This is a genomic window from Arthrobacter sp. MMS18-M83, from assembly GCF_026683955.1.
GTDB lineage: Bacteria > Actinomycetota > Actinomycetes > Actinomycetales > Micrococcaceae > Arthrobacter.
Genome location: NZ_CP113343.1, coordinates 4,115,642 through 4,129,025, shown reverse-complemented (window position 1 = coordinate 4,129,025; position 13,384 = coordinate 4,115,642). Strand labels below are relative to the sequence as shown.

Annotated in this window: 13 protein-coding genes, 1 other RNA gene and 1 riboswitch; of the genes, 9 read left to right on the top strand and 5 right to left on the bottom strand. The window is 63.1% G+C overall.

The annotated features are described in order from the left end of the window. The first annotated feature begins 5 nt into the window (after window positions 1-5). The 6 genes from aroA to OW521_RS19450 all read left to right on the top strand — a co-directional run bounded on the left by aroA (window position 6) and on the right by OW521_RS19450 (window position 6,701). The gene (gene aroA, locus OW521_RS19475; protein WP_268021196.1) at window positions 6-1,400 is read left to right on the top strand and encodes a 3-phosphoshikimate 1-carboxyvinyltransferase; all 1,395 of its coding nucleotides are present in this window, start codon (window positions 6-8) and stop codon (window positions 1,398-1,400) included. A 2-nt stretch (window positions 1,401-1,402) separates the two neighbouring features. Further along, the gene (rsgA, locus tag OW521_RS19470) at window positions 1,403-2,518 is read left to right on the top strand and encodes a ribosome small subunit-dependent GTPase A (RefSeq protein ID WP_268021195.1); all 1,116 of its coding nucleotides are present in this window, start codon (window positions 1,403-1,405) and stop codon (window positions 2,516-2,518) included. A 66-nt stretch (window positions 2,519-2,584) separates the two neighbouring features. Continuing rightward, the gene (hisN, locus tag OW521_RS19465) at window positions 2,585-3,397 is read left to right on the top strand and encodes a histidinol-phosphatase (RefSeq protein ID WP_268021194.1); all 813 of its coding nucleotides are present in this window, start codon (window positions 2,585-2,587) and stop codon (window positions 3,395-3,397) included. A 161-nt stretch (window positions 3,398-3,558) separates the two neighbouring features. Then, window positions 3,559-3,671: riboswitch (SAM riboswitch) on the top strand. 35 nt (window positions 3,672-3,706) lie between these two features. Next, complete coding sequence (locus tag OW521_RS19460) at window positions 3,707-5,131, top strand: aminotransferase class V-fold PLP-dependent enzyme (RefSeq protein ID WP_268021193.1); 1,425 nt, start codon at window positions 3,707-3,709, stop codon at window positions 5,129-5,131. Between the two features lie 50 nt (window positions 5,132-5,181). After that, the gene (locus OW521_RS19455) at window positions 5,182-5,958 is read left to right on the top strand and encodes a class I SAM-dependent methyltransferase (protein WP_268021192.1); all 777 of its coding nucleotides are present in this window, start codon (window positions 5,182-5,184) and stop codon (window positions 5,956-5,958) included. A gap of 29 nt (window positions 5,959-5,987) precedes the next feature. Continuing rightward, window positions 5,988-6,701, top strand: a complete 714-nt coding sequence (locus tag OW521_RS19450; RefSeq protein ID WP_268021191.1) for a metal-dependent transcriptional regulator — start codon at window positions 5,988-5,990, stop codon at window positions 6,699-6,701. 26 nt (window positions 6,702-6,727) lie between these two features. Here OW521_RS19450 and OW521_RS19445 read toward each other — a convergent pair whose 3' ends face one another. Continuing rightward, window positions 6,728-8,179 carry an MFS transporter gene (locus tag OW521_RS19445; RefSeq protein WP_268021190.1) on the bottom strand — a complete coding sequence of 484 codons (1,452 nt, stop codon included), beginning with the start codon at window positions 8,177-8,179 and terminating at the stop codon, window positions 6,728-6,730. A gap of 74 nt (window positions 8,180-8,253) precedes the next feature. Between OW521_RS19445 and OW521_RS19440 the strand changes: the two genes are divergently transcribed. Beyond that, window positions 8,254-8,628: a hypothetical protein gene (locus OW521_RS19440; RefSeq protein WP_268021189.1), complete on the top strand. Its 375-nt coding sequence runs from the start codon at window positions 8,254-8,256 to the stop codon at window positions 8,626-8,628. Window positions 8,629-8,750: 122 nt separating this feature from the next. Continuing rightward, entirely contained in the window at window positions 8,751-8,891 is a 141-nt protein-coding gene (locus tag OW521_RS19435) for a hypothetical protein (RefSeq protein WP_268021188.1), read from the top strand. 64 nt (window positions 8,892-8,955) lie between these two features. Here OW521_RS19435 and OW521_RS19430 read toward each other — a convergent pair whose 3' ends face one another. Continuing rightward, complete coding sequence (locus tag OW521_RS19430; protein WP_268021187.1) at window positions 8,956-9,954, bottom strand: S1C family serine protease; 999 nt, start codon at window positions 9,952-9,954, stop codon at window positions 8,956-8,958. A gap of 633 nt (window positions 9,955-10,587) precedes the next feature. Between OW521_RS19430 and OW521_RS19425 the strand changes: the two genes are divergently transcribed. Continuing rightward, the gene (locus OW521_RS19425) at window positions 10,588-10,830 is read left to right on the top strand and encodes a hypothetical protein (RefSeq protein ID WP_268021186.1); all 243 of its coding nucleotides are present in this window, start codon (window positions 10,588-10,590) and stop codon (window positions 10,828-10,830) included. Window positions 10,831-10,962: 132 nt separating this feature from the next. On the opposite strand, the gene ssrA is transcribed toward OW521_RS19425, so the two are convergent. The 3 genes from ssrA to OW521_RS19410 all read right to left on the bottom strand — a co-directional run bounded on the left by ssrA (window position 10,963) and on the right by OW521_RS19410 (window position 13,365). After that, window positions 10,963-11,331, bottom strand: a transfer-messenger RNA (tmRNA) gene (gene ssrA / locus OW521_RS19420). A gap of 146 nt (window positions 11,332-11,477) precedes the next feature. Further along, window positions 11,478-11,948, bottom strand: coding sequence for an SsrA-binding protein SmpB (gene smpB, locus OW521_RS19415; RefSeq protein ID WP_028264808.1), 471 nt, complete (start codon window positions 11,946-11,948; stop codon window positions 11,478-11,480). 64 nt (window positions 11,949-12,012) lie between these two features. Continuing rightward, window positions 12,013-13,365 (bottom strand): M23 family metallopeptidase, encoded by a 1,353-nt coding sequence (locus OW521_RS19410; protein ID WP_268025990.1) that lies wholly within the window; start codon window positions 13,363-13,365, stop codon window positions 12,013-12,015. Window positions 13,366-13,384: the final 19 nt, after the last annotated feature.

Sequence of the window (13,384 nt, the reverse complement as noted above, 5' to 3'; positions counted from 1 at the left end):
GAAGCATGCCAGGAACCCCCGCCACGCAGACAGACGAACCAGGGAGCTCTACCGCTTCCGCACTCCCTCTGTGGCCGGCGCCTTTCGCCGGCCACCCCGTGGATGCCACGATCACGGTTCCTGGCTCCAAGTCGCTGACAAACCGCTATCTCGTTCTGGCGGCGTTGGCCGACGGCCCGTCCCGGTTGCGGGCACCCCTGCACTCGCGGGACTCCGCCCTGATGGTCGAAGCCCTGCGCCAGCTTGGCGCAACCGTTACGGAAGTTCCCGGCGACGGACAGTACGGCCCGGACCTTGAAGTCACCCCGATGGACGCGGCTGCAGCTGTTCCTGAGTCCGCCATCGACTGCGGACTTGCCGGCACAGTCATGCGCTTCGTGCCGCCCCTTGCCGCCCTCCGCAACGGCACTTCGGTGTTCGACGGCGATCCACACGCGCGCCAGCGGCCCATGGGCACCATCATCGAAGCGCTCCGAACACTGGGGGTGGAAGTCAGCGCCGTGGACGGGCAACCGGCCGCCTCCTTGCCGTTCAAAGTTTCCGGTACCGGTTCAGTACGAGGCGGCCACCTCGTCATTGATGCGAGCGCCTCTTCGCAGTTTGTCTCCGCCCTGCTGCTGGTCGGTGCCCGCTTCGAAGAAGGCCTGCACCTGGAACATGTGGGCAAGCCCGTGCCGAGCCTCGACCACATCAACATGACAGTTTCGGTCCTGCGCGGCGTGGGAGTCCAGGTGGATGACTCCGTGCCGAACCATTGGCGTGTGGCCCCCGGCACCATCCAGGCCTTCGACGAGAGGATCGAGCAGGATCTCTCCAACGCAGGACCGTTCCTCGCTGCGGCGCTAGCCACCAAGGGAACCATCCGAATCCCCAACTGGCCAGCAAACACCACACAGGTCGGCGATCTCTGGCGGGACATTCTTGCCACCATGGGTGCGACGGTCACGCTGGACAACGGCACGCTGACTGTCACGGGCGGCTCCGAAATCCTCGGTGCGGACTTCGACGAAACCAGCGAGCTCGCCCCCACTGTAGCGGCGTTGTGCGCCTTGGCCTCAGGCCCTTCCCGGCTCACTGGCATCGCGCATTTGCGCGGCCACGAAACGGACAGGCTCGCCGCGCTGGTCGCCGAAATCAACCGGCTCGGCGGAGACGCCGAGGAAACCAGCGACGGCTTGGTGATCCGCCCCGCGCCGCTGCATGCCGGCGTCGTGCACAGTTACGCCGATCACCGCATGGCGACCGCGGGCGCCATCCTCGGGCTCGCCGTCGAGGGCATCCAGGTCGAAGACATCGCGACCACTTCCAAGACCATGCCGGAATTTCCGCAAATCTGGGCGTCAATGCTCAGTGGTGGCCCAGCGGCCGCGGACACCGGTTCGACGGAGACAAGCAACTAACGATGGCTCGCGACGCAAGCTCCTGGGACGAATCCGATGTCCGGATCCGCCCCAACAAGAAGGGCACACGCCCCCGCACGAAGGACCGCCCCAGCCACGACGACGCCGTGATCGGGCGCATCATTACGGTCGACCGCGGCCGCTACACCGCGATAGTGGGCGAAAGCTCGGACAACGAGCGCATCGTCATTGCGGCCCGCGCCCGGGAGCTCCGGCGCTCCCCGGTGGTCCCTGGAGACTTCGTGGCCCTCGTCGGCGATGTATCCGGAGCCCCGGATACCCTCGCCCGCCTTGTGCGCGTCGAGGAGCGAAAGACCCTCCTGCGGCGAAGCGCCGACGACACGGACCCGATCGAACGGGCTGTGGTGGCCAACGCCGACCAGCTCGTGGTGGTGGTTGCGTCTGCCAACCCGGAGCCGCGGACCGGATTCATCGACCGCGCCTTGGTGGCAGCGTACGACGCCGGGATCGAGCCGCTGCTGCTCGTCACCAAAGCGGATGTCAAGGATCCCACGGAACTGCTCGCGAACTATGTGAGCCTTGGCTTCCCCATCATTATCAGCCGGACGGCCGATGCAGGGGCCTCCGGAATCGACGCTCGCTCCGACGATGGCTTGTCCGCCCGGCTTGATGGCGACGCCGTCGGCCAACTGCGGGACTATCTCGATGGCAAAGTCACCGTTCTCTTGGGCCACTCCGGCGTCGGGAAGTCCACCATGGTGAATGCCCTCACCGGCGCCGAGCGCGCCACCGGTGGGGTCAACGCTGTCACGGGACGGGGCCGTCATACCTCGTCCTCAGCCCTCGCATTGAAGCTCAGCGACGCCCCTGGCGGCAGCTGGATCATCGATACGCCCGGCATCCGTTCTTTCGGCCTGGCCCACGTGAACCCGGATCGCATCCTGCACGCCTTCCCGGATCTGGAACCCGGAACGGAATCGTGCGAGCGGGGTTGCAAACACGATGCCTCTGCGGTCCGTTGTGGCTTGGATTCGTGGGTCGCTGATGGCCATGCCGGCGAGGCCGGCGCCGCCCGCCTGGCGTCGTTGCGTCGGCTCCTTGGCGCGGACCCCCGCATGGAAGTCCAAGAGGCCAAGGAATTGGGCACGGTCAATTAACAGCAGGGCCAACTGACCGCGCGGTACCTCCCCGGTTCACTGGCGAATAGACGGTAGTTTGGAACCATGACCCAACCCGATTCGAGCTACAACGACGACCTGCGGCTGGCCCATGTCCTGGCCGACTCCGTCGATTCCCTGACAATGGAGCGGTTCAAGGCACTGGACCTTCAGGTGGAGACCAAACCCGACCTGAGCCCGGTGACCGATGCCGACAAGGCTGCCGAGGAGGCAATCCGCGGGCAGCTCTCCCGTTCCCGCCCCCGCGACGCCGTCCTTGGCGAAGAATTCGGCAGCACCGGCCACGGCGCAAGGCGTTGGATCATCGATCCCATCGACGGGACCAAGAACTTCGTGCGTGGCGTGCCCGTCTGGGCAACGCTGATCGCCCTCGTGGACGAGGGCGAAGTTGTGGTGGGACTTGTCAGCGCTCCGGCGCTCGGCAAGCGCTGGTGGGCGGCCAAGGGCTCGGGCGCCTACATGGGCCGATCACTGGCCGCAGCCACCCGGCTGAAAGTCTCCAACGTGTCACGGCTTGAGGATGCCTCGCTTTCCTACTCCGAGCTTTCCGAGTGGAAGCAGCACGGCTCGCTCGACAACTTCCTGGGCCTTGAGAACGATGTCTGGCGCAGCCGCGCGTACGGCGATTTCTGGTCCTACTGCCTTGTGGCCGAGGGCGCCGTGGACATCGCCGCCGAACCGGAACTCCAGGTCTACGACATGGCTGCCTTGGTGCCAATCGTGACTGAAGCCGGCGGACGCTTCACGTCCCTGGATGGCGCGGATGGTCCCTTCGGCGGAAACGCCGTCGCTACCAACTCGATCCTGCACTCCGAGGTCCTCAAGAGGCTCAACCCCGAGCTCGACGACCTCCTCTAATCCACTCTATTCACTGAATAAACGACGGCGGACGCCCCCATTTTCGGGGCGTCCGCCACTTTTTCTTCGGCAGAAGGCACATTTTCCAGCGATCGTAACAATCCGCTTAACAATCGCGGTCACATTGGAACCCGCCTTGCGGGTGTCCTAGTCTCATTACAGGTCACGAGTGCCAGCGCGAAACCCCGGTTTGCTGGCCGGCAACCCTCCATCGCGGCGGGGTGCCCCGGGTGACGACCCGGCCGGTCCGGAACGGATGCGGCAAGCGCGGACCCCCTGCACGCAGGGGTCCCTCTTGAGTGAGGTCCCATGAGCACAGCCACGTTTACTTCTCCCGCTCTCCCGCAGCACAACGAAGCCGTGCAGCAGCGCGGTGAATCCCGGTCTCCGGCATCCCGTCCGTTGGCCGCGGTGACTGGCGCAGAGCTGCAAGCGCCCCTGATCCAGGGCGGCCACGTCCGCTACGCCAACCTTGACTACGGCGCCTCGGCGCCTGCCTTGACCGTAGTTTCGGCATATCTCAACGAGATCCTCCCTTACTACGCGAGTGTCCATCGCGGTGCAGGCTATGCCTCGCAAATCAGCACCTCCGTCTATGAAAACGCCCGCAACATAGTCCGCGACTTCGTTGGCGGCCGGGCAGACGATTCCGTCATTTTCACTCGCAACACCACCGATTCGCTCAACCTCCTGGCCGGCTGCCTGCCTGTCGCGGACGGGCGCCACATTGGCGAAGTCCTCTACCTGGACATCGAACACCACGCCAATCTCCTGCCGTGGCAAGGCGTTCCGCACCGCAGCATTGTGGCAGCGGGGACTTTGGCCGACACTGTAACCAATGTGCGCACGGCACTCTCCCACGGAGGTGTCAGCCTCCTGGCAGTCACGGGTGCCTCGAACGTGACGGGCGAGATCCTGCCCATCAAGGAACTCGCCGCTTTGGCCCACGAATTCGGTGCGCGGATTGTTGTGGACGCGGCCCAGCTCGCTCCGCACCGCCGCATCGATATCACCGCCGCGGATGTTGACTACTTGGTTTTCTCCGGGCATAAGCTCTATGCGCCGTTCGGTGCAGGCGTCCTGGTGGGCCGTCCCGACTGGCTCGACGCCGGCACACCCCACCTTGCTGGAGGCGGAGCAGTCCGCGAAGCACGCCTTGACTCCGTGAGCTGGGCCACGGGACCGGCCAGGCACGAAGGAGGCTCGCCGAACGTGCTCGGCGCGGCCACTCTCGCACGGGCCACGCAGGTCATCGCCAGCCTGGACCACGAGGAATGGCATGCCCACGAAGCCGGCATCCGTACGCATTTGGTTGATGGCCTCAATGCGATCGACGGCGTGACCGTCCACCAGATCTTCAGCGACACCGATCCCCAGAACACCATCGGCGTGGTCAACTTCTCGCTCCAAGGCTATGACGCAGGCCTCGTGGCGGCCTATCTTGCGGCCGAACACGGCATTGGCCTCCGCGACGGGCGTTTTTGCGCCCATCCATTGCTCAAGCGCTTAGGCCTCCCGTCCGGATCCTTGCGGGCCAGTTTCGGCGTGGGGTCGCGGCTGGAGGACGCCACCCGGCTCATCGCAGGCATCCAGGCCCTCAAGAGCAACGGCCTCGGCTGGGACTACGTCGTGGATGCGGGCCGTTGGGTCCCTGCGAACGACCACCGCAGCTACCCGGAGTGGGCTCCCAACACCCCCGGGACCGCGGGCGCAGCTCCCTGCAGTACCGACTGATTGCGATAGATTCGTAGGGTATTTTTCACGTCCTACGAAGGAGTTCCTGCGTGGCCCCGCGACCCAAAGGCACGTCCGCCGGCCCCAAGCTTTATGAGGAACGGCGCCTTGAACTCGGTCAGAGCTTCCAGGACGGCGGGGAGCACTATGACCGGGTCCGGCCCGGCTACCCCGCGGATTCAGCCGATTGGCTCCTGCCGGAAGGGGCGCAAGACGCGGCGGACCTGGGAGCCGGGACTGGAAAGTTCACGGCGCTCCTGGTAGAGCGCGGCCTGGCCGTCTCCGCAGTGGACCCTTCCACGGACATGCTCATGCAACTGCGCAAAATGTATCCACAAGTGATCGCCCTGGAGGGAACGGCCGAGGCAACTGGACTGGCGGACTCAGCATTCGACGTCGTCAGCGTTGCCCAAGCCTGGCACTGGTGCGATCCCCTCGCAGCCAGCACCGAGATCGCCCGGATCCTGCGCCCCGGGGGAGTTGTCGGCTTGATCTGGAACCAGTTAGACACGTCCGTGCCCTGGGTCCACCGCTTGTCCCGCATCATGCATGCCGGCGATGTCCACAAACCGGACTTCCGGCCTGTGGTGGGACCGGAGTTTGCGGGCCTCGAAAGTCACGTGACGCATTGGGAGGATCCTGTGACTCCGGCTGACATCCTCGAACTGGTGAAGTCCCGCAGCTACTATCTGAGGGCGAATGACGCCACCCGGGCCAAGGTGATGGGGAACCTCCAGTGGTATCTCTTCGAGCATTTGGGTCATACGGAGGGCGAGGTCGTCCCGCTGCCATACGTCACGCAGAGCTGGCGGGCGTGGAAGGCCTGAGGCCGCCGGTTCAAGATAGGCTTGTAACCGTGAAGACCAGTGCGCCCTCCTCCTCGATCGAGGACTACGTCAAGGTCATCTACTCCTTCACGGAGTGGCAGGACAAACCCATCACGTCCTCGCAGCTGGCGCACCGGCTAGGCGTCGCCAATTCCTCCGTCTCGGAGATGGTCCGCAAGCTCAAGGACCAAGGCCTGGTGGACCACCAGCCCTACAGCGCCATTACCTTGACTCCCCAGGGAATGCAGCTTGCCCTGGGCATGGTCCGCAGGCATCGCCTGATCGAGACGTACCTCGTGAGGGAATTGGGCTACAGCTGGGACGAAGTCCATGACGAGGCCGAGATGCTTGAGCACGCCGTCTCGGACACCTTCATCGATCGTATGGCAGCCAAGCTGGGCAATCCCGGACGCGATCCCCACGGTGACCCTATCCCCGCCGCGGACGGTTCGGTGACCCTGCCGCATGCACACCGGATGATCGAGCTCGACGACGGCCACTCCGGGAAGATCACCCGGATCAGCGACGAGAACCCGGAGTTGCTACGCTACCTGTCTGCCGAGGAAATCGACCTTGATGCGAACATCCAGGTAATTGGCCGCAAGCCATTCGGTGGGGCCCTGGTGGTCCGGATCGGAAAGGGCCCAGGCAGCCGCGACTACGATCTCGCCGACGAAGTCACGTCGGCGCTTTGGGTTGCCACCGATACCGCGCACGAAGGTTGCGTCCTCGCGGACCGCTGACGAAGCTGTGTTTTAGAAAGCACTGGTCAGGCGCGCTGGGCAGCCGTCCCGCCGTCGTCGGGGGCTGGTCCTTCCGGAGATTCCGTCACGGCAGGGGCCAAGACCGGGTTCCGGATCCCGACGGCGGATGCCGCCGCCCCGATGAAGAACAGCACTGCGGTGACCACCACGGCATTGATGAGACCTTGGCGGCTGAAGACCGGGCCGATGATAAGCCCGGCGAACGCGATGCAGATCAAGCCTGCAATACGGGCTACAGCGTTGTTCACGGCGGAGCCGATCCCTGCCTCTTCGGTGGGAACGGCACCCAGGATAGCCGCGGTGAGGGGTGCCACCAGGGTGCTGAGGCCCATTCCGAAGACAATCTGCCCTGGTAGCACTTGCGTCCAGTAGTTCAGGGGTTCCTGGACGGCCATGGTCATGAGGAACCCTATTCCACAGATGAACGGTCCCGCCGTCATGAACCACCGAGGACCGTACTTGCCGGCCAGTCCGCCGAAGAACGAGGCCGTGAGCATAAGGATCACGGTCGCCGGAAGCAGAGCGATTCCCGCAGTGGTCGCTTTCATTCCTCCGACTTGCTGCAGATAGATGCCCACGGCAAAGAAGCCCAGCGACAGGGCGCCATAAATGGCCAGTGTGGCCAGGTTTCCCCAACCGAAGTTGCGGATGGCGAAGAGCCGCAGCGGCAGCATTGGCTCCGCGGTCCTGGCTTCGTGGATCAGGAACAGGGTCATGCCGACCACCCCGACGGCGAGAGGCATCCAGACCAGCATGTTCCCCCAGCCCATCCGTCCCTGTTCGATGAAGGCGTAGACCGGGCCACCCAGTCCCACCATGGCCAGGAAAGCGCCGAGGTAGTCAATCTTCTTGTTCCTGTCCGTGGCGGCGTCGGACTTCCGCAACCCTGCCAGAATCGGCCAGATGGCGACGGCCGGAATCACATTGATGAAGAAGATGACGCGCCAGGACAACAGATCCACCGAGGCGCCACCGATGAGCGGAGCCACGATGGCTGCCGCGCTGGTCCAGCCGGACCACTGGCCGATCGCCTTGGACTGCGCCGGCCCGGAGAAGAACGTGACAATCATGGCGAGCGAACTCGGGACGAGGAGTGCCCCGGCGATCCCCTGCAAGGCCCGTGACACTACCAGCACCTCTCCGTTCCAGGCGAGACCGCAGATCACGGATGTGATGGTGAAACCGGCGAGTCCCCATTCCAGGATCCGTGCCCGGCCGAAATGGTCGGACAAGGATCCGGCGACCAGTATCAGCGCACCCAGGGTCAAAAGGTAGGCATCCACCACCCATTGTTGGATGACAAGTCCACCACCCAATTCGCGCCCAATCGCCGGGAGCGCGAGGTTCACTACGAAGCCATCCAAAATAGCGATGAAGGAAGCCACAATAGCCACAACAAGGACCCGCTTTTGCAGCGGATTGCTTGGCGGCAGGGCCGCTGCGTCGGTCATGAGCACAGCCTACGCCTGCTTGTCCGCTGACGCCGGGATTCCTCCGCGATCCGGCCACGGCGAAAGTCCCGTATCGTTGAATGGTGATTAGCAGACGTGACGCCGCACTGGCCCTTGATATTTCGATGGAAATGGCCCAACGCCACGGCATCCCGTCCAGGCTTTCAAAAGCCGAGCTAACCGAGCTGCAGGACAACCCACCGCAGTGGCTCGTCCAATCGCGCGCCAACCGGACCGGCAAGCGACCCGTCTGGGTTCACCTGAGCTGTGTGGTGTGCGGTTACACCGAGGCTGCCCGTCCCAAGAAGTGGTGGCCCGAGTTCACCTACGTCTTCTGCGGACACCACCGCAACACCGAGGTTCCCGGGATCCTGCCCGGCGAGGTCCGCAGCGAGTACGAAGGAATCGGCTCGCGATTCGTGGGCATTGTTGACGTTCCGGCATCTGAAGCGTAGATCTTGGTGCGTTGAGCTGCCGGTTGCTTTCGGCCGAAACAGGCGTAGCTTACAAAGAGAGGGCCTTTTCAGGACCCTCTTTGCAGGATCTTCAGGGAAGATCCGTAGTTAGGGAGCATGACATGCCTGACAAAGCACCGCACCAGCACGAGGCGAAGAAGAGTATCAAGTCCATCAAGGAGAAACGGGCCGTGAAGCGTGCCAAACACGAATCCGACGCTGCCGTGGATCCCGTGGCCCACTTGAGGATGAGGAAGAAATAGCAAAAAGCCGGGGCCATCAGGGCCCCGGCTTTTTAGCGAACTGGCTCCATCTCGGCCCGGCTCCTCACGAATCCGCGTCAGTCATTTCGCTGGGCATGGCCACCATTGCGTGGACTTTGCCGTCGCGAAGGACCGTCAGCAGGAACGGCTCCCCTATGGCCTGCGAAAACAAGAGTTTCTGAAGGCTTTCAGCACTGGATACGGCCCGAGCCTGTGCGCTGAGGACTAGATCGCCCGCAAGCAGTCCTGCCCGTTCAGCCGGAGATCCAGCGATGACTTCCACCACCCGGAGTGCTTCTTCCTGGCCTGTTCGGATCACCGCACTCGCATCCAGGGGAATAGGCGTGCTCACCAAGCCAAGGTATGCCCTGCGGACCCGTCCGTCCCTGAGCAGGGCGGCGATGATCCGTTGAGTGGTGGTGTTGATGGGCACGGCAAGCCCGAGGCCCAAGCCAGCCACAGCGGTGTTGATTCCAACTATCCGCCCCTTGGTGTCGGCAAGGGCTCCCCCGGAATTGCCCGGATTCAGGGCTGCGTCGGTCTGGATGACGTCCTCGATGACCCTGCTGTGCCGGCCGGACCTGACCGGGATGGAACGTCCGAGCCCACTGACGACGCCCGCGGTCACCGATCCTGCGAGCCCTAGCGGGTTGCCCACAGCGATCACCAATTGGCCCACGTGCAGTGACTCAGCGTTACCCAATATGGCGGGCGGCGGGGTGTGGTGCCCGCGGACAACGGCGAGATCGGACAAGGGATCCGCACCGACGAGTTCGACGTCGGTACGGGTTCCGTCGGCGAAGATTGCCCGCCCGGAGCGGAGACCCGAGACCACGTGGGCGTTGGTCAGCATGTAGCCGTCCCCCGTGAACACCACAGCCGATCCGCTTCCGATCCTGACTTGGCCGTTTCTGCGGGCGCTGCTCATCTCCAAAGCTGCAACATGCGGCGTGACCGTCTCTGCCACGTGCATCACTGTCCGCGAGTAGGCGTCCAAGACTCCGTCATCCGACGGGGCGTCAGGGACGTCCTCAGGAAATGTTTGTTCCGGCAACGTACTCATCGTGCACCTCCTGTAACCGGTGGTGTCTATATCAACGAATACACTGCTGCGGTTAGTCCGTTCCGTCCTACGCCGTGGGTGAACGAGACTTAACCCCACAATGCTTTTTGCGCAGCAACGCCTTGAATTGGGTGGCTTCCCGCCTGCGGGGGCGACCAGGACCGGAGCACCGTGTCCTGACATGCCGCCGTCGGACCCCCTCTGAACTGAAGCACAGCGCGTGCGGCTTTCGTGACGCACTGTTGGTTAACAAGCACAACCGGCGCAGCGAGGCAGTTGTCGAGTAGGAAATCCCCAAAACAAGCAACCACCACTCGCGACAGGAGCGATCTGTACTCCTACTGTTGCGGCTAGCGTCCATGCCGTGACGGATGGGCCAGATTTCCGCGACTGAGCCCGGACTGCTGATGGGCCCAGAGTCCGCAACCATCAGGAATGGGGTAAATCATGATGACGTTGAGGCTGAATCGGACCCCGCCTGCTAGCGCCCACAACCAAGAAAGCGGACGGGCTGAATGGACTGCCCGCCGTCCCAGAACCAGGGTCGTTGCATCTCCCGCGTAGGACAAGGACTGACTCCATACTGGGTCCGCCTCCCGGACTGGGCCGCCGGAGCATCGGCCTTTCGTAGCAATGCCGGAAACAGCCGATGTGCTGGGATTGGGGGCGAACTTGGACGGGCAACAATGGATCTGGGTCGCGCTGGTGATTATTGGAGCAGCGGTGGTAGCAGCTGTGATGGTCTTTGGACGCCAGCGACGGACGTTGCTTGATCGCAAAAGCACTCCCAAACACCGCGAACAGGACGCTGGATATCCCCTTGCCAACGACGGCGGTAAGGGCGACGAGCCCGAGCCTCGCCATCCGGAATCCTAAGGCCGACGGAAACAGGAGGCCGCGACCCCGCCCGCGACTACCAACCCGGACAAAGAAAAACACCCCGGTCCGAAGACCGGGGTGTAACCTATGACCCGACTCATCCGTGAAGGATGTCTCGACTCATCACACTGGTGGAGATGGGGGGAATTGAACCCCCGTCCGATGTCGTGTTGTCAGGGCTTCTCCGGGCGCAGTTCGCGTCGGAATTTCTCGGCCCCAGCTATCTTGCGAACGAGTAGCTGATCCGGGCCCAGTCATCTAAGTGTCCCATTTGCCTCGATGACGAAGGCAAACAGCAGTGGCTATCTAAATGACGCCAGGATCCGGGGCAATAGCAACCTCGGGCTGACGGACTGTCTTACTGCTTAGGCAGCAAGAGCGAAGTCAGTGCGCTTAGAATTGGCACTTATTGGTTTGCAGACAGCGTTTACGAGATAATTCTGCATCCTCGGCCCGCTTCACCTGTCGCGACTAACATCGTCGAAACCGATCATCCCCGTATTTTGTTATCAACTCCTGCAGAACGGCGACCGCTCAAGAGCACCCACGAAGCAATTCCTGCTGGATTAACCATCATAGCGCACAGTGACACCGGAATATTCCGGGATACACCTTAGCCGCCCATCGACAGAATCCTCACTGGACTAGCGGCGGTTCCGCTCGCGGAGTTCGCGCAGTGATTCGCGCTTATCCTGCTGCTCACGCAGCGTCTGCCGCTTGTCATAGTCCTTCTTGCCTCGAGCGAGGGCGATCTCGACTTTGGCGCGTCCGTCAAGGAAGTACAGCTGGAGCGGCACTACCGTCAGGCCGGTCTCGCGGATCTTGCCGGAAATCTTGTTGAGTTCCTCGCGGTGAAGCAGCAGCTTACGACGGCGGCGGGCGGCATGGTTGGTCCAGCTCCCTTGGTTGTACTCAGGGATGTGGATGCCCTCCATCCACAACTCGTCGTTGTAGAAGGTGCAGAAGCCGTCAACCATGGAGGCATGACCCTCACGCAGGGACTTCACTTCAGTTCCCATGAGGGCAATTCCGGCCTCATAAGTATCCAATATGTGGTAGTCATGCCGGGCCTTCCGATTGGTGGCCACTACCTTACGGCCACTTTCCTTGGGCACGGTAGAACTCCTTGGTTGTCGAAGAATCACACTAGTCTACGCCAGCAGAACCCCGCCGCGTGGGCTACAGAAGGTTCATGGGATCTGTAGCCTGACCATTCACCCACGTTTCAAAATGCACATGGCAACCAGTGGAGTTACCCGTTGTACCCGAGTAGGCGATGAGCTGTCCTTGGCTCACCTGCTGCCCGGAAGAAACCACCACGCTGGTGTTGTGGTAGTAGATAGTGGTCAGGGAGTCGCCGTTGATGACCCCGTGCGAAATCTTGACCCGGTTGCCACCGCCGTCATTGCCCCAGCCAGCCGAAAAGACCGTGCCGGCCGCGGCCGCATACACTGGGGTGCCGCAAGGCGCACCGAAGTCGATGCCGGTGTGCATGTAGCCGCCCTGGCCGTAGAAATCAATGGTTCCAGGCGGCGTCGCGCGCCATCCGAATCCCGAGGTGATGGGGATGTTCCCGGGAACCGGGTGGATCAGCCCAAAGCCGGAGCGAGGATTGCTCACTGGTGGGACGTACGGTTGCGGTGCCTGGCCTTGGGCCTGGGCGGCAGCGGCCGCGGCTGCGGCGAGCCGCTGTTGCTCGGCAAGCCACGCTTCACGCAGCTTGCGGTCCCGCTCGGAGATCTCGGCCGCGACGGCGTCCTGCATCGACTTGACTTGCTGCAGTTGAGTCTGAATCCCGGGCTTGGCCGCTTGAAGTTGGCTATTGAGGCGGGTGGTGTCGGAAATGAGCTTGTCCACCTCGGCCTTCTTGGCTGCTGCATCGTCACGAGCTGCCTTTTCACGCTCCAGTGCGGCATCAGCCTTCGCCTTGAGATCGCGAATTTCCTGTTCGACGGCGGCAAGCCTGGCCTGCGAGTTCACGTTGGTCGCACTCTGCTGGGTCAACTTGGTCATCGTGGCGTTTTGGCTGCGCATCGCCTGGTTGGCGAGATCCATGGTTTCGGTGAGGTTCCCGCCGTCGTTCGATCCGAACAGCAAGGCAACGTTTGTGGGCACGCCGCCGGACTTGTACGCTTGGGCCGCGATCTGGCCGATGAGTTTCTTGGTGTCCGTGATCTTTTGCTTGTCGTTTTCCAACTGCTCGGTGATCTTGGCCTTGCTCTGCTGCGCCAAATCGACACGCGCTGCGAGAGCTTCAGCTTCCTTCACCGCAGAAGCGACCCTGCCCTGCGCTTCGAGAAGTGCCTGTTGCGCTCCGGGGAGCCGGCCCTGGTAGATCACGAGGTCCCCAGCCGCCTTGGCAATGTTCGCGTCAACAAACTCCAAGGATTGTTGTACTCGCGCCGATTCCGCGTTCAGGGCCGCCTGCTGGTCATCGAGGTTATCCGCGCGTGCCAGGGGTGCGGTGCCCAAGCTCGCGGCCAGTGCAATGGCCAGCACAGAGCCGGCAACCTTCGCACGGCCGCCAACCATGCGTATCTGCAGGGCAGCC

Excerpts from the sequence above, each read along its gene's own strand:
- aroA (WP_268021196.1), top strand. The coding sequence starts at position 6 with ATGCCAGGAACCCCCGCCACGCAGACAGACGAACCAGGGAGCTCTACC.
- rsgA (WP_268021195.1), top strand. The coding sequence starts at position 1,403 with ATGGCTCGCGACGCAAGCTCCTGGGACGAATCCGATGTCCGGATCCGC.
- hisN (WP_268021194.1), top strand. The coding sequence starts at position 2,585 with ATGACCCAACCCGATTCGAGCTACAACGACGACCTGCGGCTGGCCCAT.
- OW521_RS19460 (WP_268021193.1), top strand. The coding sequence starts at position 3,707 with ATGAGCACAGCCACGTTTACTTCTCCCGCTCTCCCGCAGCACAACGAA.
- OW521_RS19440 (WP_268021189.1), top strand. The coding sequence starts at position 8,254 with ATGGTGATTAGCAGACGTGACGCCGCACTGGCCCTTGATATTTCGATG.
- OW521_RS19435 (WP_268021188.1), top strand. The coding sequence starts at position 8,751 with ATGCCTGACAAAGCACCGCACCAGCACGAGGCGAAGAAGAGTATCAAG.
- OW521_RS19430 (WP_268021187.1), bottom strand. The coding sequence starts at position 9,954 with ATGAGTACGTTGCCGGAACAAACATTTCCTGAGGACGTCCCTGACGCC.
- OW521_RS19425 (WP_268021186.1), top strand. The coding sequence starts at position 10,588 with ATGCCGGAAACAGCCGATGTGCTGGGATTGGGGGCGAACTTGGACGGG.
- OW521_RS19410 (WP_268025990.1), bottom strand. The coding sequence starts at position 13,365 with ATGGTTGGCGGCCGTGCGAAGGTTGCCGGCTCTGTGCTGGCCATTGCA.